Genomic DNA, 18779 nt, shown 5'->3' with positions numbered 1-18779 from the left:
TCCTTTCGTGGGGTCCACGCCGCGTACCCTCCATCGGCCGGATCAATGGCCGGACCGGTGCCCGCCCTCGGAGGGGGTGGACTGCGCCTCACGTTCCGGCACGCTGTTCCGTCGAACCCTCGACGGGACAACGGACGACGAGAACCAGGAGCGGTCACGCACATGAGCACACCTTCCGACGCGGGGAACGAGCGGTCCGAACCGGAGCTGAGCGCCGTCGTCGGCGAGCGCCGGCAGCTGATGAACCTCGCCTACCGGATGCTCGGTTCGGTCGCCGAGGCGGAGGACGCCGTACAGGAGACGTACGCCCGCTGGTACGCGATGTCACCGGAGCGGCAGGAGGCCGTCGCGTCGCCCGGGGCATGGCTGACGACGGTGGCCAGCCGGGTCTGCCTCGATGTGCTGGGCTCGGCGCGGGTCAGACGGGAGCGTTACGTCGGCGAGTGGATACCGGAGCCGCTGCCCGACCGTTCGGAGTGGGTGGGCGGGCGCACCGGCAGCGGCCGGGACGAGCCGGCGGACCCGGCGGACCGGGTCACCCTGGACGAGTCCGTGAACATGGCCTTCCTGGTCGTGCTGGAGTCCATGACACCGGCGGAGCGGGTGACGTTCATCCTGCACGACGTCTTCCGGTACCCCTTCGCGGAGGTGGCCGAAATCGTCGGCCGCAGCGCCCCGGCCTGCCGCCAGCTCGCCGCTTCGGCCCGGCGGCGCCTGCGCGACGCCCGGGCCGGAACGGGGCCGGCGACCGGGCAGGGGGCCCTCGTCCGGGATTTCAAGGAGGCGTGGGAGGCGAAGGACATCGGGGCCCTGATCGGCCTGCTGGACCCCGAGGCGACGATGGTCACGGACGGCGGCGGGCTGGCCGGGGCGGCGCTGCGTCCGGTGGAGGGCGGGGAGCGCGTCGCCCAATACCTGTGCCACTTCGCGGACAAGTTGCCCGATCTCGTCCTGCTGGAGCGGACGGTGAACGGCAGGCCGGGGCTGGTCGCCCAGCACGCCGGGGTCACCGTCACGGTGGCCGCGTTCGGTCTCACCGGGGACCGCGTCCACCGGATCTGGGCGGTGCGCAACCCGGAGAAGCTGCGGCCGTGGCCCGGGCACGGCCCTCAGTCGTGGGGCGGGTAGGTCAGCCGTCCGTCGCGGACCCGCGCGTCCTCGTTCAGAGACGCGGGCCGCGTCGATGTGGGGGACATGATGTCGACGACCCCGGCGCCCGCGACGATCAGCGCGTCGGTGATCAGCCGGCGGTGGCAGCGCCAGGGCACGGCCTCGCTGCACATGATCGCGGGCCGCTCGTGCTCGGCGAGTGCCAGCAGCTCGTCCAGCCCTTCCCGGAAGGCGTCCGTCGCCATGTAATCGGCGTAGTCGCGAAAGGCCTTGACCCGCCAGGCGCCGTTCTCGCTCTCCACGCCTTTCGGGGTGTGGCGGCGGCCCCCGAGCTTCTTCAGCCACCGGTAGCCGATATCGGGCGGCAGGGAATCGATGATGTTCCGCTGATTCCATTGCGGGAGTTTTCTGGACGACGGATAGGAGCGCACATCGGCCAGCAGGGTGACGTCGTTCCGCCGCAACAGGTCCACCAGTTCGCCGAACTCGCGCGTCGAATGGCCGATCGTGCAGATCCGGTTCACCGCACCGCCCCCATCAGGCCTTCTTCAACGCGCTGCCCTTGTGCATGGCGAGGTGACCGGTCTTGTCGCTCTTGATCTCGTACTGCGGCTCCTCCTTGCTGCAGTGCCGGGTGCGCCCCTTGAATTCGACGTCGCTCGTGTGTTTGCCGGTGATGACGCCTTCGACGTGACCGGCTTCGGAGTTCCATCGCACATGGTCCCCGACGGCGAAATCCTTCATGGTCCGGCTTCCCTTCTCTTCTCGTGGCGAGCGGATCCGTTTCACCCGCCATGGTCCCATCCGCCGTGGGTACGCTCATTTCGAGCGGTACGCCACCGGGGCGCGGCCGCCGTCAACGCGTCGGCAGGACGGGGAAGCGGGTCCATCATGTGCACCGCCGAGGACTACCCCGTACGGGCTGCCGCCGGCTCTCGTACGCTGGCCGCCCTCGACGAGCAGCTGGTCCGGTGCCGCGCCTGTCCCCGTCTCGTGGAGTGGCGGGAGGAGACCGCACGCGTCAAGCGCCCCGCGTTCCGCGACTGGGAGTACTGGGCGCGCCCCGTACCCGGCTTCGGGCCCCCCGACGCCTCCCTGGCGATCACGGGCCTGGCGCCCGCCGCGCACGGCGGGAACCGGACCGGCCGGATGTTCACCGGCGACCGGGCCGGCGACCTCCTGTACGCCACGCTGTACGAGCTGGGGCTGGCATCCCGGTCCACGGTGACGGACCTGGACGACGGCCTGGAGCTGTACGGGGTCCGGGTGACGTCCCCCGTGCACTGCGCGCCGCCGGACAACCGGCCCACGCCGGGCGAGCGGGACACCTGCCGCCCGTGGCTGGCCCGGGAGCTCCAGCTGCTGCGGCCCACGGTGCGGTCCCTCGTCGTGCTCGGCGGCTTCGGCTGGCAGGCGACCCTGGCGGCCCTGGAGCGGGCCGGGCGGCAAGTGCCGCGGCCGAGGCCGGCGTTCGGCCACGGTGTCCGTACGGTGCTGGCCCCGGCCGACGGAGCGGACGACCCGCTGACCGTGTTCGGCTGCTACCACGTCAGCCAGCGCAACGTCTTCACCGGCCGCCTCACTCCGGCGATGCTCCGCGAGGTGCTGGCCGAGGCGGCCGGGACGGCGGGGCTGCCCGTCGTGCGGCCGGCCCCGGAGTGAGCCGGCCGGTGCGGGGGTCGGCGTGCCCGACCAGGGTGTCCGAAGTGTCAGGGTGTCCGGGGGCTCACGGTGTCCGGGGGCTCAGGCTGAACAGGCCGCCGTCCGGGTCGCGCAGGGTCCGCGACGCCCCCTCCTCCGGGCCCGGACTGCTCCCGCCGGCCGCGAGGGCGGCGGCCACGGCGCGCTCGACGTCGTCCACGGCGAAGTTCACCAGCCAGCGCGGGCGCAGCAGGGGCTCCGGTGAGGTGTGGGCCGCTCCCCCGCGCAGCGCCACGACGGCGCGTCCGGCCCGCTCGACCAGGATCCGGTCGGGGTGGTGGGCGACGGCGATCTCCGGTTCCGCGGCCCAGCCGAAGACCTGGGCGTAGAACGCGGTCGCCTCGGCCGCGTCCCGGGTCCGCAGGTCGAGCCGGGAGGGGGCGGCGCCCGCCTGCCCGTACACCCAGGCGAGCGTGGGGCCCTGCCAGAAGCCGAAGGCCGCCCCGTCCCGGTCGGCGGCGAGACCGGCACGCCCGTCGCCCAGCGCGATCGGGCCCACGGCGAGGGTGGCGCCGCGCTCCTTGATGCGGGCCGCCGTCACGTCGGCGTCCCGTACGGCGAAGTACGGCGTCCACACGGAGGCCGGCGCGAGACCGGGCCGGCGGGCCCCGATCCCGGCCACCGGGGAGCCGTCCTGCGAGGCGACCAGGAATTGATCGCCCAGCAGACTGGACCGGAACTCCCAGCCGAGCACGGCCGTGTAGAAGGCGGTGGCGGCCGGCAGGTCGCCGACCATCAGGTTGACCCAGCACGGAACACCCGGCGCGGGCACCACATGCTCCGCGGCAGACGCAGACATCAGCTCTCCTCCACAGCCACTGTTCCGCACCGCGCCCCGCCCGGCGGCGTGAGCCCAGACTGCGGCCCGTGTGCGCGGGACGAGCTCGCGGTGGGCAGGGACGGCCCCTCCCGCCACGGCGCCCAGGTGGGCCGACGGCCGGTAGAGGGCACGGTGCGCGGCCCCGGTGGTGTGCGGATGGAGCGGCCCTGGAGTCGCTGCGGGAGCCGTCCGGAGTACCCATCCGGGCCTGGCGGCGATTTTGCGAAATCATCAGGTTCGGAGTACCGAATATCGAGCAGGCGTCCGTTATGGGCTCACTTTCTCGCATCAACGCCACCTCCGACCCGTTCGAGCACGCGCCTCGTCCGCGAGACCGCGAGGCCGCCGGGAGAGCTCGCAGGCTCCGCCGTCGCCTCCTCGTGCCCGTCGCGATGATGTCGTTCGCGGTCGTCGCGGCGGGCTGCGACGACGGCGGCTCCGCCTCGGACGCCTCGGCCTCGCCCGCGGCCCACGCCGGGTCCACTACCCCCTCGCCGGCCTCGTCACAGCCGTCGACCGATCCCGCGCCCTCGGACTCCGCGCCGCCGGCCTCGTCGCCCAGCGCGAGCGGCGGCTCGGACGCCGACGCGGCGGGCCCGGGACGGTGCACGGCGGACGGCCTCGGCATGAGCGTGAAGCAGGGCGACGGTGGCGCCGGGCAGGTCTACTACGACCTCACCTTCGTGAACAAGTCCTCCCGTTCCTGCACCCTCAACGGCTTCCCCGGCGTGTCCCTGATCCAGCGCGACGGCAGCGTCATCGGCAAACCGGCCAAGCGCGACGGCGCTTCGCACGGGTCGACGGTGATCGGCGCCGGCAGGACGGCCCATGTCGTCCTGCACACGCTGAACCAGGGCATCGCGGACGGCGGCTGCTGGAAGCAGGCCGCCTACCTGCGGGTCTACCCGCCGGGCTCCAAGGAGGCGCTCACCCTGCGCGACCCCCAGGTCCGCGTCTGCGGCAACCGGTTCACGACCACCTCCGTGGAGGGCTGACCCCCGGGCGCGTCGGCGTGGCTTCGCGACCGGGGCTCGACCGGGACTCCGGTGTTCGGGGGCACCGTCGAACCGGCGTACGGAGGCGGCTCCGCCCCGTCGCCGCCACCCCGGCCGACCCAGACCGCGGCGGACGGAACCACCCCACGCGCCCCTCCCCCGCGTGGGGTCGTCCCGGTGCCGTCGGAGAGGACCACCGCACATGAAGACCAGGACCATCGGACACCTCGACGTCTCCGCCGTCGGCCTGGGGGCCATGGGCCTCAGTCAGGGTTACGGGTCCGGCGTGAGCGCCGAAGAGGCCACCGGGCTCATCCGTAAGGCGTTCGACCTGGGGTGCACGTTCTTCGACACCGCGGAGGGTTACGCGGCCGGCGCCAACGAGGAGTTGGTCGGTCCAGCCCTGGCCCCGATCCGTGACCAGGTCGTCCTGGCCACCAAGTTCTACCTGGGCGGACCCATCTCCCCCGCCGAACTCGGCAAGCAGATCCGGGAGAAGATCGACGCGTCCCTGACCCGTCTGCGTACCGACCACGTGGAGCTGTACTACCAGCACCGGGTGCCGGACTCGGTGCCCGTCGAGGACGTCGCCGGTGTCATGGGCGAGCTGATCGCCGAGGGCAAGATCCTCGGCTGGGGACAGTCGCAGGCGACCGAGGAGCAGATCCGCCGCGCACACGCCGTGACGCCGCTGACCGCCATCCAGAGCGAGTACTCCCTGATGGAGCGGATGTTCGAGCGGGACGTGATCCCCGCCTGCGAGGAGCTGGGCATCGGTTTCGTCGCCTTCTCGCCGCTCGCCACGGGCTTCCTCAGCGGCCGGATCACCGCGGAGGACACGTACCCGGGAGCGGACGTCCGCCGCGTCATCACCCGCTTCGACAAGGACAACATCCGCGCGAACCAACCCCTCCTCGACCTGCTCACCGAGTTCGGGCGCGAGAAGAACGCTACGCCCGCTCAGGTCTCGATGGCCTGGATGCTGCACAAGAAGGACTTCATCGTCCCGATCCCCGGCTCCCGCAGGATCGAGCGCGTCGAGGAGAACCTGAGCGCCGCCGATGTCGAGCTGACCGCCGAGGAGTTCGCGCGGATCGAGACGGCACTCGCCGGCATCGAGATCCACGGCAACCGCACGGACGAGGACATCGCGAAGCTCCTCATCAAGGAGTGACGCCGCAGCGCCGGGGCGGGGCACGGAAACTCGCGTGCCCCGCCCCGGCGCGTTCTGCGAGCATGCCCGGATGTCACACGTTCTCGACCCTCTGGTCATCCGGCACACCCTCCGCCTGCCCGCCCCCTCCGGGCCCGCCGGCCAAGGCGGTGCGGCGGCCCGGCAGTTCGACTCCGCGCTCATGTCCGTGGGCTTCAAGCTCTCGGGTCCGGTGCTGGAGCATCTGTCTGCCCTGTCCGGTGAGACGGTGACGGAGACCGCCCGGCTCACGCTGGACGTCGTGCGCGGGATGGTGGGCGACCACGTCCGGCACAACAGCTACTTCATCGACTTCCCGGCGGGCGTGCCGGACACGTTCGACTTCTGGCGGGAGTGCGTGGCCGACGCGCTGCTCGACGAGACCTCGCGCCCGGCCGTCATCGAGCAGCTGAGCGCGGGGGCGGTCGACCTGCTGACCCTGCCGTCCTACGGCCGCTACCAGCACACGTACGAGGAGATGCTCGCCGTCCAGGATGAGCTGATCGCCGCTGCGGGCGACCGCACGACCGTGCTGCACCTGGGCGGTTCCCCGGACGAGGAGGTCTCCGCGCTCTACCTCGCCCTCGCCGGCAGCAGCACCCCGCTGAACGAGGAGCACCTGCTCGACCTCGGTGTGCTCGCCGCGCACTGCGTGGACGGCGAGCAGCCGGAGACGATACCCGTGCGCGAGAACCGGGCCGTCGTCAACACGGCGCGCCTCGCCGCCGGCCGGGCCCTCCTGCTGGACACCGTCACCGATGTGCTGCGCCTGGCGTGCGCGCTGAGCGACGGCGATGTGAGCCTGGTGGAACCGACCCGGTTCCGTTCGCTGTCGCGGCCGGTCCGCCGGGCCCTGATGGCCGGGCTGGACGCCGTGATCGCGGCGGCCCCCGCCAAGCTGGCCGACGTCTCCGCGCACCGGGAGGCGTTCAAGCGCCTCGGCGAGCGGCTGCACCCGCACGAGTACCCGGACCGGCCGCACGCAGCGGAGGTCTTCGCCGTCGCCCGGGGCGAGAAGGAGGCCCGGACCTTCGACAGCCGCGTCGAGGAACTGCTCGCCGCCGGTGACATCGCGGGCGCGGCACACCTCCTGGCGGCGGCGCCCGGCAAGCTCTTCCGCGCGCTGGACCGACTGCTGCGCGTCTGCGGCACCGACGAGGAACGCGACGCCGTCGTGGCCGCCGCCGAGCGGGTGGCCCCGCGGGTCTCCGGCCGCGTGCTGCTGTCCGTCCGCGAGCACCTGCACAACCGGGGGACGGAGCCGGCCGGGCGCCGCTTCTTCGTCAACCAGCGCGCCCGCGCCTGGGTCGCCGAGGACAGGCGCGCCCCGGTCCCGGAGTCCGCGCGGGAACACCTCGTCGCCGCGCTGGACGCCGAGGCGGCCCGCCGCCTGCCCGGGGGCGGTCGGCTGCTGGTCGATCCGGACATCCTCGATGTGGCGCTCCCGCTCAGCGGCAAGTCGACGGCGACCGGCCTCGGGGTGCTGCCCCGGGGCTCCCTCTCCCCTGTGGACGGCGAGCTGCTGCGCTTCTTCGTGTACTGGAAGCAGGCGAAGCACACCACCGACTTCGATCTGTCGGCGCTGATGCTCAACGCCCGTTACGCGACGGTGTGCTGGCTGTCGTACACCGCGCTCACCGAGATCGAGGGCGAGCACTCCGGAGACATCACGGAAGCACCCGACGGGGCCTCGGAGTTCATCAATCTGCGGCTGGGCGCGGTACGTGGTGACTTCATCGTGCCGCAGGTCAACATCTTCTCCGGGGAGAGCTTCGAGGCCGTCGAGGAGTCGTTCTTCGGGTTCATGACGCGTGACGCCGAGCAGGCGGGCCGCCCGTTCGAGCCGCGTACGGTCCGGATGAAGTCCGAGCTGCGCGGGCGGGGAGGGGTCGCACTTCCGCTGGCGTTCCTGCGCGGGGACGACGGCCGCTGGCGCGCCAAGTGGCTGCACCTGTACCTGACGGGCGCGCCGAACGCCAACCGGGTCGAGGGGAACCGGGTGTCCGTAGCGGCGCTGCTGAGCGGGATCGTCGAACGCGAGTACCTGACGGTCGGGTACCTCACCGGCCTGCGCGAGGGGCGCGGGGCGACGGTCGCGCTGTGGGACGGCATGTCGGTCCCGGACGGACCGGTCACGTACATCGGTCTGGAACGGCCCGACGGGCTGCACCCGGATTCCGCGGTCGTCACGCCGGAAAATCTGCGCGACCTGATCCCGGCCTGACTGCTAACGTTGCCCGTGGCGAGGCCATGGAGGGACTTCCTTCTCATTCCTCTTACGAAATAGTCCTTCCGCTTTCCTCGCCGCCGACATCACGCCGGGGTGCCCCGAGGGCATCCCGGCGTCGTCGTGTGGTGTGGTCGCCTCAGGCCCGCGCGGCCTTGCGGGGGCGGCTGTACTTGCGTACGAAGGGCTTCTCGACCCAGGCGTAGAGCGCCCAGGACATCAGGAGCGAGGTGACGGCCGCACCGGCCATCATGGCGACGGTGGCCGGGGTGGAGAACATCCGGTCCTCCCCCAGTGCCCAGCGCAGCGAGCACAGCACGATGTAGTGGACCAGGTAGAAGGCGAACGACACCTCGCCCAGCCAGATCATGGCGCGGCCGCGGAACCAGGTGGCGCGGCCCTCGATGTCGGCCGTGGCGGTGGCGGCGATGAGCAGCACGATCGGCACGATCATGACGGCGCGCTGCCCGTAGAGGTAGGGCACGTAGGCGGTCGCGGCGTACGAGGCGGCGAGCAGCAGGGCCGACCAGGCCATGCCGATGTTGCGCCAGCGCCCGTGCTTGACGGCGAGCGCGACCAGGATGCCGAGGGCGAAGTCGGCCATGCGGACCGGCGGCAGCACATAGCTGAACCAGTACTGCGAGACGGAGCTCTCGTGGCCGCTGGTGATGCGCGGGGAGTCCGGGAACAGGGCGTAGGCCAGTGCCGGGGTGGCCGCGATCACGGCGAAGGCTCCGGTGATCCAGTACTTGAGGTTGCGGGGGTCGATGCGGCGGAAGGCCCGCAGCAGGAACGGGAAGGCCAGGTAGAAGACCGCTTCGACGGCGAGCGACCAACTCGGCGCGTTCACGCTGAAGTTGGTCATGTACTGCGGCACCCACACATGGAGCATGAACAGGTTCGCGACGGCCAGCCGGACCGAGGTGTAGTACATCGCGAACAGCGAGACCGCCAGCGCCCAGGTGACCACGTACAACGGGTAGATCTTGACGAACCTGCGCCGCCAGAAGCCCCTGGTGGTGTCGTTGTCCCGGGCGGACCAGGTCAGGACGAAGCCGCTGAGCACGAAGAAGAACGTCACGCCGAGCCCGCCGGCCTGGGTGAACCAGCCGGCCAGCCGGTCCGCGGTGCCGTCGTCGGCGAGCAGCCGGAGCGGGACGATCGGCAGGAAGGCGTGGTGGACGAAGACGGCCAGGGCGGCGGGGAACCGAAGACCGGTCAGCGACGGCAGCCGGGACATGGCGGGAGGCTTCGGGTCGGTGGCCCGGGTGACGGTGACGGGTGGTGCCGGGCGGGTCAGTATGTGGTCCGTGGCCATGGGCTTTCCGATCTCGGGGATGGTCCTGCGAGGGATGCGGGGAGCTGGGGGGGCGGTCCGGGAAGGCTCACCGCTCTTTGTATGCGCCCTTGCTCGGGGACCACTTGAGACCGTCTATGAGGTGGCTCGCAGCCACGGGGGAAGGCCCGGTCCCCGTGTTATGGAGTGCGACGCCACCGGCCGCACCCTCGCGCGGGGGTGCGGCCGGGCCCGGTCAGGCGGGGATGTCGTCGACCGTGAGGGCGACGGGCGCGAAGAGGTCGGCGATGGCGGTCAGGGCGGCGGTCTTGAGGGCCGCGGCCGGTACGACCGTGCCGTCGGGGGCGGGGAGGCTGCGGGTTGCGGTGGCCTCGGCGACGACGGCGGGGCGGTAGCCCAGGTTGAAGGCGCCCTGTGCGGTGTGGGTGACGCACATGTGGGTCATGAATCCGGCGAGCACCAGCTCCTTGCCGCTGCCGGGCTCCGCGCCCAGTGCGGTCAGGGTCTTCTCCAGCTCCGTGCGGTGGAAGGAGTTGGGGAACTGCTTGACGACGACCGTCTCGCCGTCCCGGGGTGCCACCTCGTCGCTGAGCGCACCGATCCACTCCCGGATGTCGTACGGGGAGCCCTCGCCGCCGTCGTGTATGACGTGGACGACGGGGGTGCCGGCGGCCCTGGCCCGCTCCAGCAGGCGGGCGCAGGCCGCGACGGCCTCCTCGGCGCCCTCCAGGGCCATGACGCCGGTGCGGTACGTGTTCTGGACGTCGATCAGGACGAGGACGGAATCGGCGAGCCGGGGCAGTCGGGAGTCGAGGCCCGACACCTGGCGGAGCGTCGCGGAGGGCTGGTGGGTGGTCATGGTGGTGCCTTTCTCGGATGAGGGCATGGCGGAGCCGTCCGTCGTGCCCGGGTGCGTGGAAGTCGCCGGTGACGGCGGGGGGTTGGAGATTTGGAGCGGTCAGACCGCGCGGGTGCGGAAGCGGCGGCGGTAGGCGGCGGGTGTGGTGGCGATCTGCCGGCGGAATACGCGGTGCAGGGTCTCAGCCGACCCGAGTCCGGCGACGGCCGCCACCCGGTCGAGGGGGTCGTCGGTGGTTTCGAGGAGCCGGCGGGCCGCCTCGACGCGGGCGGACTCCACATAGGCGGCGGGAGAGACGCCGGTCTCCTGTTTGAAGACCCGGGCGAAGTGCCGCTCGCTCAGGCACATCCGTGCCGCGAGCACCGGCGCGGAGAGGTCCTCGTCGAGGTGGTCGGCGATCCACAGCCGCAGCTCGTCGATGTCGCGCCGCGAGGCCGCCGGTCTGCTGAGCGGTACGGAGAACTGGCTCTGCCCTCCCTGCCGCTTGAGGTACATCACCAACTGCCGTGCCACGGCGAGGGCGGTGTCCTCCCCCATGTCCTCGGCCACCAGGGCGAGCGCGAGGTCCAGGCAGGCGCTGATGCCGGCCCCGGTCCACACCCTCCCCCGGTCGGCGCGTACGAAGATCGGGTCCGCGTCGACCGTGACCTCCGGGTGCGCGGCGGCGAGCTGGGCGGCGGTCGACCAGTGGGTGGTCGCCGTCCTGCCGTCAAGGAGCCCGGCGGCGGCCAGCAGGTGCGCGCCCACACAGACGGACGCCACCCGCCGGGCGTGCGGGGCGGTCTCCCGCACCCACGTCACGATGTCCGGGTCGATCCGGGCGACGGGCCCCACGTCGGTCATGTCGACCGCTCCGGGCACCAGCAGGGTGTCGACCTCCCGGCCCACCTCGTCGAAGGTCAGGTCGGTCAGCAGCCGCACCCCGGCCGAGGTCCGCACCTCGCCCGCCTCGGGCCCGGCAAGCCGGACCCGGTAGCCGGCGCGGCCCTCGGAGACCCTGTTGGCCAGGGCGAAGACCTCGGCGGGGCCGGAGACGTCGAGGAGGTCGACGCCGGGGAAGACCGCGATGACGACGCGGTGTGCGGTGGACATGTCCCCATCGTCGTCAACCGCGGCGTTGGCCGCAATGACGGTTCTCTGTCACATTCGGACACCGGGCGGGACGACGGGCAGGCGGCTTCGGGAGGTCCGCACGACGGAGGGCCCGGGGCGGTTCGAGATGCGGGGCCCGGCGCGCGCTGATTCGCTGGAGTGGTCGGCTGTCCACCGAGCACCGGGAGTGATCATGAGCGTTGCGGACGAAACCGGCGGACGGGCCCAGCGCATCCGGGCCAAGGCGCAGGAGATGCAGGAGGCCGCCGACCGGGCGGCGGACCCGCGGGAGCGGCAGCGCCTCCAGGACAAGGCGCGCCGGCTCCGGGAGCGGAGCGACCAGGTGACCACCCAGGGCGACCACGGGACGAACGCGCTCTGATCCGCCCGGAGCCGGCGGCCCTTCGGGACTACTGGGTGAACCGGGGAAGCCACTTCACCTGGTAGTCGGGGTGGCCGGCGCTCTCCGCGGCCAGCTGCCGGACGACGAAGCCGAGCCCGAAGGCCCGGCCGGACGCGAAGTCGCGCTGCGGGCGGTCGACGTCGAGCGCGGCGACCTCGGCGTACTCGTCGAGGAGGACCCGGTTGGTCTCGATGCGCTGGAGAGTCCTGGCCGGGTCCTGGCGGACGATGTGGCGGTCGTAGTCGTGGCCGTGGGTGCGCAGGGTGAAGGCGATAGCGCCGCCCCGGTCGTGGATCTCGCCGGGCGTCTGTGCCGGGCACCGCCATGCCTCGCCGCCGGCCGCCCGCGCGAGGTCCTCTTCCTCGTCGAGGCGTGCCCGGACGAACGCGACGAGGTCGGAGTTGTCTGTCATCTGGTCTCGCATCCTTCCGCTCGGCCCCACCCCCTGGGGGCCGAGCTGGACACTATCCCGCCGGGGCTCAGTGGCTCCCGTCGACAGGCTCCAGTACGAAGACCGGAATCTGCCGGTCGGTCTTCTTCTGGTAGTCGGCGTAGTCGGGGAACGCCTCGACCGCGCGCTCCCACCACCGGGCCTTCTCCTCGCCGGTGACCTCACGTGCCGTCATGTCCCGGCGCACCGGCCCGTCCTGGAGCTCGGCGCGCGGGTCGGCCTTGAGGTTGTGGTACCAGACGGGGTGGGTCGGGGCGCCGCCCTGGGAGGCGACCACCGCGTACAGGCCGTCGTGCTCGACGCGCATCAGGGGGGTCTTGCGGATCTTCCCGGACTTGGCGCCCAGGGTGGTCAGGACGATGACCGGCATGTCGCGCATCGTCGTCCCTTCCGTGCCGCCCGAGCTCTCGTACTGCTCGACCTGGTCGCGAACCCACTGCGAGGGGCTCGGTTCGTACTCGCCCTGGAGAGGCATGCGTGCTGTCCCATCGTCGTTCGGTCCGGCCGTGGCGTGTCGCCGGCCGGGGCACCTCATCATGGCTTCAACGACTTGCGGTGCCGGGAAAATCCCCGCCGCCGTCGTGTCGCGGTCAGGAGCCGGCGGTGCCGTAGTGGACCGTGACCGTCTCGAAGCCGAGCGAACCGAGCAGGCCCTTGAGCATGGCCGTGGTGTTCTTCTCGGCGCGCTGCGTCAGCCCGCTCTCCTTGGCGGCGTCGCCGATGTGACGTGCGGCCAGCTGGTTGACCGCCTGTTCGCTGCCGGGGTTGTCGGAGAAGAAGTCGCCGAGCCGGTCGAGGATGCCGCGCTGCTTGGACACCGCGTAGGAGCGGTCGGGGTCGATCGCCGGCTTGCCGAGGGTGGCGTGCGGGAGCCGGATCTCCGCGGTGGTGCGGTCCTTGTCGACCTTCACCCCGCCGCTGGTCACCTGTCCGAGGTCGACGTACGCGGACACGGTGCCGGCGCCGACGTACAGCGTGCGCTTGCCACGGATCACGTCGGGGACGAACTTGGTGTCCTTCTCCAGGTCGACGACGACCTGGAAGTTGCCGGCCGCCGCCTCGTAGCGGTCCATGTCCTGGATGGACTTGAGCACCGCGGGACCGGAGCGGTCGTGGGTCTCCTCGCCCAGTAAGTCGCCCAGTCCGGGCAGCAGGCTGAGGCGCGTGCCGATGAACAGCAGGGCCAGCGCGGCCGCGCAGAAGGCGGCGGCGCGGCCCCAGCGGCGGTTGCGACGGCGGCGGACGCCGTCGTCGGCCGGTTCGGGCTTTCTGGACGGTTCTGTCGCCGAGTCGGTGGAGGTCATAGTGCTCGTATGACCCGGCCCGTCGGGTTCAAGCCGGGCGGACGGTCCCAGGCCCGTCTTTCGGCCTCACGCGTTTCCCTCAGTCCCCGGTGACGCCGTCCAGTCGCTCGCGTACCAGATCGGCGTGGCCCAGGTGGCGCGCGTACTCGCCGATCATGTGGACGTGGACGAGGCGCAGGGAGAAGACGGCGCCGTTGTGGGTGAAGGTGTCGTCGAGGGATGCGCCGGCGACGGCCTCGCCGGCGAGCCGGATCTCCTCGATGAGCCGGGCGTGGTCCTCGGCGGCGGTGGCGGGGTCGAGGTCCTCGAAGTCGGCGTCCTTGCCCTTGGCCGGGTCGTACATGGGTTCCAGGTCCTGTCCGGCGAACCGCTGCCGGAACCAGGTGCGTTCGACCTTGGCCATGTGGCGCACGAGGCCGAGGAGGCTGAGGTTCGACGGGGGCACGGTCCGCTCGGCGAGCTGTTCACCGGTGAGGCCGGCGCACTTCTGCAGCAGGGTGGAGCGGAACCAGTTCAGGTATCCGGTGAGCGTCTCCCGCTCGTCGGCGACGAGCGAACCGGGCGTACGGGTGACTTCGGGTGCTGTCCAGGTCATCCGGTGATCATGCCGCCGAACGGCCGCCCGCACGAGTCCTTTATCGCCCGGCGCTGTATTCGGTCTCGTCCGAGGACGGACGGGTCACGGAAGTGGTGACGCCGCCGAGCAGCCCGAGGACCAGGAAGAGGACGATCAGGGCCTTGGCTCCGGTGCTCATGACCAGGGGCCTGGTGGCGGAGCGCGGGTGCCCCTGCGGTACGGAGAGGGCGTCGTCGCCGAAGAGGTCCTTGGGATAGACCGGGCTGAGCAGCGAGAGGTAGGCGGAGACCCGCATCTCGTAGCGCAGGGTGGCCGCCGTGGCCTCGAACAGGGGCCGGGGCATGCGGCCGAGGACCAGGGTGATCAGCCACCACAGGACCGCCGGCGCCCACCAGCCGGAGGTGACGAGGCCCTGCACGATCGCGGCGGGGATGACCAGGAACAACCGGAAGAAGACGGCGAGCCGGTTCAGCCGGGTCGGCCGGACGTCGATGTGCACCGGGTACCCCGGCGGCTGGGCCAGCGAGAACGGCGGGTAGCTGTCGACGAGGAGCATGACGCTCGCGCCCACCCGGGTCCGGTAGGCCAGGACTTGGGCGAGGAAGCGGTAGACGGGCCCGGGCAGCCGGGCGAGCGCGAGCGCGGCGAACCAGCCGAACACGAGGGTGAAGAACGCCGCGATCTCCAGGAAGAACAGCACGACGGCGTGCGGGATCAGCAGGAGCAGCCGGAAGAAGACGGTGAGCCGCCGTTGGCGCGCGGGTTCGACGATGTCCAGCACGGGCCGGAACTCGTCCGCGTCCCCCGCTCGTGGCCCCGGGCTCCACTGGGCGTCCGTCATGTCGCTCCTCTTCGGCTGTGACCCGCGCGACCGGGCCCGCGCCCGCCCGCGACCTTGGCGGCCGGGCGTCGTACAGCGGGACGCCCGGTGTCGTCCCACCGTCAAACCGGCCGGGCCACCCCGCAATCGGCGGCGGTCCGATCGGGTACCCGGGTCAGCGCTTGCGGGAACGGCCGCGCGCGGCCGTGCGGCGGACGCCGTGGCGCATCCGCGTCCAGACGGAGGCGGGCCGGCGCCCGGTGCGGCGGGCGGGGGCCTTCGGCCGCCGGGCCGCCGGCCGGGCCTGCGTGCGCACCGGCTCCGGATCCTCCGCGAGGACGTGGTAGCGGTGGCTCAGGCGCCGCCCCACCAGCAGGTAGGCCAGCAGGGCACCCGCGGTGTTGAGGATGACGTCGTCCACGTCGAAGGCACGGCCCGTGACGACCGCTCCCTGCACCAGTTCCACGAGGACGATGACGATCACGGTCAGCACGAACATGCGGAGCATCCGGAGCCGTCGCGGCACGAGGATGGGCAGCAGGATGCCGAAGGGCATGCCGAGCAGCAGGTTGCCCCCGGCCTGCTTGCACGCCGCGAGGAACGTGTAGTCCTCGGCGTACTGCCGCAGCGAGCGGCCCGGGTGCAGGTTCGACTTCACGAGGTCCTCGGAGGCGGGCGACGGGGTCAGCGTCACCTTCGCCAGCACCACCGAGAATCCGACCATGGCCACGAAGGCCAGAACGAGAATGGAGACGCGCAGCAGGAGCCGCCCCCACCCTCTGCTCCGCGTTCCGTCGCGTTCAGGTCTTGCCGCCGCTGCGTCCATGGGCGACGGATGCCCCGCAACCGCGAGACCACACCCGCCGTGCGGTGCGAGGCGCGGGTCCGGGCACGAGACTGGTCTGAACGGACCGGTCGCTCGGTGGCCGGCCCTCCCGACGATGCGGAGAACTCATGGCCGGCGACCACACCCACGCGCCCCTGAACTGCCTGGTCACCGGCGCCACCGGCTACATCGGCGGCCGGCTGGTCCCGGAACTGCTGGCCGCGGGCCACCGGGTGCGGTGCCTGGCCCGCACCCCGGCGAAGCTCCGTGACCAGCCATGGGCCGGGGAGGTCGAGAGCGTCCGGGGCGACGTCACGGACGCGGCGTCACTCGCCCCCGCGATGGCCGGCATCGACGTGGCGTACTATCTGGTGCACGCGCTGACCACGGGGGCCGGCTTCGAGGAGACCGACCGGCGGGCGGCCGCCGCCTTCGCCGAGCAGGCGCGGGCCGCGGGTGTCGGCCGCATCGTCTATCTCGGCGGCCTCACCCCCGAAGGAGTGTCCGAGCAGGAGCTGTCGCCGCACTTGCGTTCGCGCGCCGAGGTCGGGCGCATCCTGCTGGAGTCCGGTGTGCCGACGACCGCGCTGCGGGCCGCCGTCATCATCGGATCGGGCTCCGCCTCCTTCGAGATGCTGCGCTACCTCACCGAGCGGCTGCCGGTGATGGTGACGCCGAGCTGGGTGTCGACGCGCATCCAGCCCATCGCCGTACGCGATGTGCTGCGCTACCTCGTGGGCAGCGCCCGCATGCCCCGGGACGTGAACCGCACCTTCGACATCGGCGGCCCCGACGTCCTCACGTACCGCGACATGATGCAGCGGTACGCGGAGGTGGCGGAGCTGCCGCACCGGCTGATCCTGCCCGTGCCGATGCTGTCCCCGGGGCTGTCCAGCCACTGGGTCGGGCTCATCACGCCCGTGCCCGCGTCGATCGCCCGGCCGCTCGCCGAGTCCCTGCGGTACGAGGTGGTGTGCCGGGAGCACGACATCGCGGGCTACGTCCCCGACGGCGCGGGGCAGCCGTTCAGCTTCGAGACGGCGCTGCGGCTGGCCCTGCAACGCATCCGGGAGGCCCGGGTCACCACCCGCTGGTCGTCCGCCTCGGTGCCGGGCGTCCCGAGCGACCCGCTGCCCACCGATCCGGACTGGGCGGGCGGCAGCCTGTACACGGATGTGCGCGAACGGGCCGTCGACGCCTCGCCCGAGGCCCTGTGGCGGGTGGTGGAGGGCATCGGCGGCGAACACGGCTGGTACTCGTTCCCGCTGGCCTGGGCGGTACGCGGCTGGCTCGACCGGCTGGTGGGCGGGGTCGGCCTGCGGCGCGGCCGGCGCGACACCGACCGGCTGAGGGTGGGCGACTCGCTGGACTTCTGGCGCGTCGAGGAGATCGAACCGGGTCATCTGCTGCGGCTGCGCGCGGAGATGCGGCTGCCGGGCCCGGCCTGGCTGGAGATGTACGTGGAGCCGGACGGCGAGGGCCGGTCGCGCTACCGGCAGCGGGCCCTGTTCCATCCGCGCGGGCTGTTCGGCCACGCGTACTGGTGGAGCGTCTCGCCCTTCCACGCCCTCGTCTTCGGAGGGATGGCACGCAACATCGCGCGGGCCGCGGAGACCCGTACGTCACCCGGACGGGCGGTAGGCGCGGTGTCGCCCTGAGCGGTGCGCCCCGGGGCGGCAGGGTAGCGGCAGCATGACTGTCCCCGCCTCTTCTGGAGTTGCCCCATGACCGTTGCGGTCGTCCTGTTCACCGCCGATCTCCGCCTGCACGACCACCCGCCGCTGCGGGCCGCGCTCGCGTCCGCCGACGAGATCGTGCCCCTGTTCGTCCGGGACGGCGCGATCGAGGCGGCCGGCTTCGACGCCCCGAACCGGCGCGCCTTCCTCGCCGACTGCCTGCGCGACCTCGACGCGGGGCTGCGCGACCGGGGCGGCCGGCTCGTCGTCAGGTCCGGGGACGTGGCCGAGGAGGTGTGCGCGATCGCCTCGGAGACCGGTGCGGACGAGGTCCACGTCGCGGCGGGCGTCAGCGCGTACGCCCGGCACCGCGAGGAACGGCTGCGCGAGGCGCTGGAGTCCGCCGGGCGCCGGCTGCGCGTCCACGACGGGGTGGTCACCGCGGTGGCGGCCGGCGCCGTCACGCCCGCTTCCTCGGACCACTTCGCCGTCTTCACCCCGTACTTCAGGCGCTGGTCGGGGGAGCGTCTGCGCGATGTGTTCGGTGCGCCGCGTGCGGTACGGGTGCCCACGGGGCCCCGGTCGGAGCAGATCCCGGACCGCGGCGGCGTGGCCGGCGTGTCGGAGGGGCTCCCGGAGGGCGGGGAGCAGGCGGCGCGCAAGGAGTTCACGGCCTGGCGGCGGCGCGGGCTCGGTGCGTACGAGGAGCAGCACGACGACCTGGCGGGCGACGGCACCTCGCGCCTCTCGCCGCACCTGCACTTCGGCACCCTGTCCCCCGTCGAGCTGGTGCACCGGTCGCGGGAGGCCGGCGGCGCCGGGGCCGAGGCGTTCGTACGGCAGCTGTGCTGGCGCGAGTTCCACTACCAGGTCCTGGCGGCCCGGCCCGCCGCGTCCTGGGAGAACTACCGCGACAAGCGGGACCGCTGGCGCTCCGAGAAGGACGCGGCCGACGAGGTCGAGGCATGGCGGCAGGGACGCACCGGCTATCCGGTGGTCGACGCCGCGATGCGCCAGCTGCGCCACGAGGGCTGGATGCACAACCGGGGCCGGCTGCTCGCCGCCTCCTTCCTGGCCAAGACGCTGTACGTGGACTGGCGTGTCGGGGCGCGGCACTTCCTGGATCTGCTGGTGGACGGCGACATCGCGAACAACCAGATGAACTGGCAGTGGATGGCCGGTACGGGGACCGACAGCCGGCCCAACCGGGTGCTCAATCCGGTGGTGCAGGGCAAGCGGCTCGACCCGGACGGGGCGTACGTGCGGCGCTGGGTGCCGGAGTTGGCCTCGCTGTCCGGGTCCGCCGTGCACGAGCCGTGGAAGCTGCGCGGCGAGGAGCGGGGCCGGCTGGACTATCCGGAGCCGGTGGTGGACCTGTCCGAGGGGCTGACGCGGTTCCGGCAGGCGCGTGGGCTGGAGTGAGGGCGCG

Annotated in this window: 20 protein-coding genes; 8 read left to right on the top strand and 12 right to left on the bottom strand. The window is 72.3% G+C overall.

All coding sequences use genetic code 11. The annotated features are described in order from the left end of the window. Nucleotides 1-162 precede the first annotated feature (162 nt). A complete protein-coding gene (gene sigJ / locus BLW14_RS30065; RefSeq protein WP_093710259.1) occupies nucleotides 163-1128 on the top strand; it encodes an RNA polymerase sigma factor SigJ in 966 nt (321 codons plus the stop codon). Here the strand turns inward: sigJ and BLW14_RS30060 are convergent. Together BLW14_RS30060 and BLW14_RS30055 are read right to left on the bottom strand one after the other, a co-directional pair. Then, nucleotides 1110-1634, bottom strand: a complete 525-nt coding sequence (locus tag BLW14_RS30060; RefSeq protein ID WP_093710258.1) for a DUF488 domain-containing protein — start codon at nucleotides 1632-1634, stop codon at nucleotides 1110-1112. The two genes, sigJ and BLW14_RS30060, sit on opposite strands and share 19 nt — an antisense overlap. A 13-nt stretch (nucleotides 1635-1647) precedes the next feature. Then, nucleotides 1648-1854, bottom strand: coding sequence for a hypervirulence associated TUDOR domain-containing protein (locus tag BLW14_RS30055; protein WP_093710257.1), 207 nt, complete (start codon nucleotides 1852-1854; stop codon nucleotides 1648-1650). A gap of 147 nt (nucleotides 1855-2001) precedes the next feature. On the opposite strand from BLW14_RS30055, the gene BLW14_RS30050 reads away from it, so the two are divergent. Then, nucleotides 2002-2772, top strand: a complete 771-nt coding sequence (locus BLW14_RS30050; protein ID WP_093710256.1) for a uracil-DNA glycosylase — start codon at nucleotides 2002-2004, stop codon at nucleotides 2770-2772. 64 nt (nucleotides 2773-2836) lie between these two features. On the opposite strand, the gene BLW14_RS30045 is transcribed toward BLW14_RS30050, so the two are convergent. After that, the gene (locus tag BLW14_RS30045) at nucleotides 2837-3610 is read right to left on the bottom strand and encodes a VOC family protein (RefSeq protein WP_256332919.1); all 774 of its coding nucleotides are present in this window, start codon (nucleotides 3608-3610) and stop codon (nucleotides 2837-2839) included. 290 nt (nucleotides 3611-3900) lie between these two features. Here BLW14_RS30045 and BLW14_RS30040 point away from each other — a divergent pair, with 290 nt between their 5' ends. The 3 genes from BLW14_RS30040 to BLW14_RS30030 all read left to right on the top strand — a co-directional run bounded on the left by BLW14_RS30040 (nucleotide 3901) and on the right by BLW14_RS30030 (nucleotide 8042). Beyond that, nucleotides 3901-4626: a DUF4232 domain-containing protein gene (locus BLW14_RS30040; protein ID WP_256332918.1), complete on the top strand. Its 726-nt coding sequence runs from the start codon at nucleotides 3901-3903 to the stop codon at nucleotides 4624-4626. A gap of 202 nt (nucleotides 4627-4828) precedes the next feature. Continuing rightward, entirely contained in the window at nucleotides 4829-5800 is a 972-nt protein-coding gene (locus BLW14_RS30035) for an aldo/keto reductase (protein ID WP_093710253.1), read from the top strand. 70 nt (nucleotides 5801-5870) lie between these two features. Beyond that, the gene (locus tag BLW14_RS30030; protein ID WP_093710894.1) at nucleotides 5871-8042 is read left to right on the top strand and encodes a TerD family protein; all 2172 of its coding nucleotides are present in this window, start codon (nucleotides 5871-5873) and stop codon (nucleotides 8040-8042) included. A gap of 142 nt (nucleotides 8043-8184) precedes the next feature. On the opposite strand, the gene BLW14_RS30025 is transcribed toward BLW14_RS30030, so the two are convergent. The 3 genes from BLW14_RS30025 to BLW14_RS30015 all read right to left on the bottom strand — a co-directional run bounded on the left by BLW14_RS30025 (nucleotide 8185) and on the right by BLW14_RS30015 (nucleotide 11293). Beyond that, nucleotides 8185-9363: an acyltransferase family protein gene (locus BLW14_RS30025; protein ID WP_093710252.1), complete on the bottom strand. Its 1179-nt coding sequence runs from the start codon at nucleotides 9361-9363 to the stop codon at nucleotides 8185-8187. 214 nt (nucleotides 9364-9577) lie between these two features. Beyond that, nucleotides 9578-10201, bottom strand: coding sequence for a cysteine hydrolase family protein (locus BLW14_RS30020; RefSeq protein ID WP_093710251.1), 624 nt, complete (start codon nucleotides 10199-10201; stop codon nucleotides 9578-9580). Between the two features lie 99 nt (nucleotides 10202-10300). Continuing rightward, on the bottom strand, nucleotides 10301-11293 hold the full coding sequence (locus tag BLW14_RS30015; RefSeq protein WP_093710250.1) for a GlxA family transcriptional regulator: 993 nt from the start codon (nucleotides 11291-11293) through the stop codon (nucleotides 10301-10303). A gap of 193 nt (nucleotides 11294-11486) precedes the next feature. Between BLW14_RS30015 and BLW14_RS30010 the strand changes: the two genes are divergently transcribed. Continuing rightward, nucleotides 11487-11675, top strand: a complete 189-nt coding sequence (locus BLW14_RS30010; protein ID WP_026243223.1) for a DUF6381 family protein — start codon at nucleotides 11487-11489, stop codon at nucleotides 11673-11675. A gap of 28 nt (nucleotides 11676-11703) precedes the next feature. On the opposite strand, the gene BLW14_RS30005 is transcribed toward BLW14_RS30010, so the two are convergent. The 6 genes from BLW14_RS30005 to BLW14_RS29980 all read right to left on the bottom strand — a co-directional run bounded on the left by BLW14_RS30005 (nucleotide 11704) and on the right by BLW14_RS29980 (nucleotide 15572). Further along, nucleotides 11704-12108, bottom strand: a complete 405-nt coding sequence (locus BLW14_RS30005; protein WP_093710249.1) for a DUF6221 family protein — start codon at nucleotides 12106-12108, stop codon at nucleotides 11704-11706. A 67-nt stretch (nucleotides 12109-12175) separates the two neighbouring features. After that, nucleotides 12176-12622, bottom strand: a complete 447-nt coding sequence (locus tag BLW14_RS30000) for a nitroreductase family deazaflavin-dependent oxidoreductase (RefSeq protein WP_018524484.1) — start codon at nucleotides 12620-12622, stop codon at nucleotides 12176-12178. A gap of 115 nt (nucleotides 12623-12737) precedes the next feature. Next, nucleotides 12738-13451, bottom strand: a complete 714-nt coding sequence (locus BLW14_RS29995; protein ID WP_093710248.1) for a DUF4230 domain-containing protein — start codon at nucleotides 13449-13451, stop codon at nucleotides 12738-12740. A gap of 79 nt (nucleotides 13452-13530) precedes the next feature. Further along, nucleotides 13531-14046, bottom strand: a complete 516-nt coding sequence (locus tag BLW14_RS29990; RefSeq protein WP_093710247.1) for a DinB family protein — start codon at nucleotides 14044-14046, stop codon at nucleotides 13531-13533. 40 nt (nucleotides 14047-14086) lie between these two features. Beyond that, on the bottom strand, nucleotides 14087-14869 hold the full coding sequence (locus tag BLW14_RS29985; protein ID WP_093710246.1) for a DUF4389 domain-containing protein: 783 nt from the start codon (nucleotides 14867-14869) through the stop codon (nucleotides 14087-14089). Nucleotides 14870-15023: 154 nt separating this feature from the next. Beyond that, a complete protein-coding gene (locus BLW14_RS29980; protein WP_371128135.1) occupies nucleotides 15024-15572 on the bottom strand; it encodes a VanZ family protein in 549 nt (182 codons plus the stop codon). Nucleotides 15573-15802: 230 nt separating this feature from the next. Here BLW14_RS29980 and BLW14_RS29975 point away from each other — a divergent pair, with 230 nt between their 5' ends. Continuing rightward, a complete protein-coding gene (locus tag BLW14_RS29975) occupies nucleotides 15803-17332 on the top strand; it encodes an SDR family oxidoreductase (protein ID WP_093710244.1) in 1530 nt (509 codons plus the stop codon). Nucleotides 17333-17398: 66 nt separating this feature from the next. After that, nucleotides 17399-18772: a cryptochrome/photolyase family protein gene (locus tag BLW14_RS29970; RefSeq protein ID WP_093710243.1), complete on the top strand. Its 1374-nt coding sequence runs from the start codon at nucleotides 17399-17401 to the stop codon at nucleotides 18770-18772. The last annotated feature ends 7 nt before the right edge of the window (nucleotides 18773-18779 follow it).

Source organism: Streptomyces sp. 2131.1 (genome assembly GCF_900105515.1).
In the GTDB taxonomy this organism is placed as follows: Bacteria; Actinomycetota; Actinomycetes; order Streptomycetales; family Streptomycetaceae; genus Streptomyces; species Streptomyces drozdowiczii.
This window is presented reverse-complemented; position numbering and strand designations above follow the sequence as displayed.

Coding starts and splice junctions, on each gene's coding strand:
- sigJ (WP_093710259.1), top strand. CDS start 163: ATGAGCACACCTTCCGACGCGGGGAACGAGCGGTCCGAACCGGAGCTG.
- BLW14_RS30055 (WP_093710257.1), bottom strand. CDS start 1,854: ATGAAGGATTTCGCCGTCGGGGACCATGTGCGATGGAACTCCGAAGCC.
- BLW14_RS30050 (WP_093710256.1), top strand. CDS start 2,002: ATGTGCACCGCCGAGGACTACCCCGTACGGGCTGCCGCCGGCTCTCGT.
- BLW14_RS30045 (WP_256332919.1), bottom strand. CDS start 3,610: ATGTCTGCGTCTGCCGCGGAGCATGTGGTGCCCGCGCCGGGTGTTCCG.
- BLW14_RS30040 (WP_256332918.1), top strand. CDS start 3,901: ATGGGCTCACTTTCTCGCATCAACGCCACCTCCGACCCGTTCGAGCAC.
- BLW14_RS30035 (WP_093710253.1), top strand. CDS start 4,829: ATGAAGACCAGGACCATCGGACACCTCGACGTCTCCGCCGTCGGCCTG.
- BLW14_RS30030 (WP_093710894.1), top strand. CDS start 5,871: ATGTCACACGTTCTCGACCCTCTGGTCATCCGGCACACCCTCCGCCTG.
- BLW14_RS30025 (WP_093710252.1), bottom strand. CDS start 9,363: ATGGCCACGGACCACATACTGACCCGCCCGGCACCACCCGTCACCGTC.
- BLW14_RS30020 (WP_093710251.1), bottom strand. CDS start 10,201: ATGACCACCCACCAGCCCTCCGCGACGCTCCGCCAGGTGTCGGGCCTC.
- BLW14_RS30015 (WP_093710250.1), bottom strand. CDS start 11,293: ATGTCCACCGCACACCGCGTCGTCATCGCGGTCTTCCCCGGCGTCGAC.
- BLW14_RS30010 (WP_026243223.1), top strand. CDS start 11,487: ATGAGCGTTGCGGACGAAACCGGCGGACGGGCCCAGCGCATCCGGGCC.
- BLW14_RS30005 (WP_093710249.1), bottom strand. CDS start 12,108: ATGACAGACAACTCCGACCTCGTCGCGTTCGTCCGGGCACGCCTCGAC.
- BLW14_RS30000 (WP_018524484.1), bottom strand. CDS start 12,622: ATGCCTCTCCAGGGCGAGTACGAACCGAGCCCCTCGCAGTGGGTTCGC.
- BLW14_RS29995 (WP_093710248.1), bottom strand. CDS start 13,451: ATGACCTCCACCGACTCGGCGACAGAACCGTCCAGAAAGCCCGAACCG.
- BLW14_RS29990 (WP_093710247.1), bottom strand. CDS start 14,046: ATGACCTGGACAGCACCCGAAGTCACCCGTACGCCCGGTTCGCTCGTC.
- BLW14_RS29985 (WP_093710246.1), bottom strand. CDS start 14,869: ATGACGGACGCCCAGTGGAGCCCGGGGCCACGAGCGGGGGACGCGGAC.
- BLW14_RS29980 (WP_371128135.1), bottom strand. CDS start 15,572: ATGGTCGGATTCTCGGTGGTGCTGGCGAAGGTGACGCTGACCCCGTCG.
- BLW14_RS29975 (WP_093710244.1), top strand. CDS start 15,803: ATGGCCGGCGACCACACCCACGCGCCCCTGAACTGCCTGGTCACCGGC.
- BLW14_RS29970 (WP_093710243.1), top strand. CDS start 17,399: ATGACCGTTGCGGTCGTCCTGTTCACCGCCGATCTCCGCCTGCACGAC.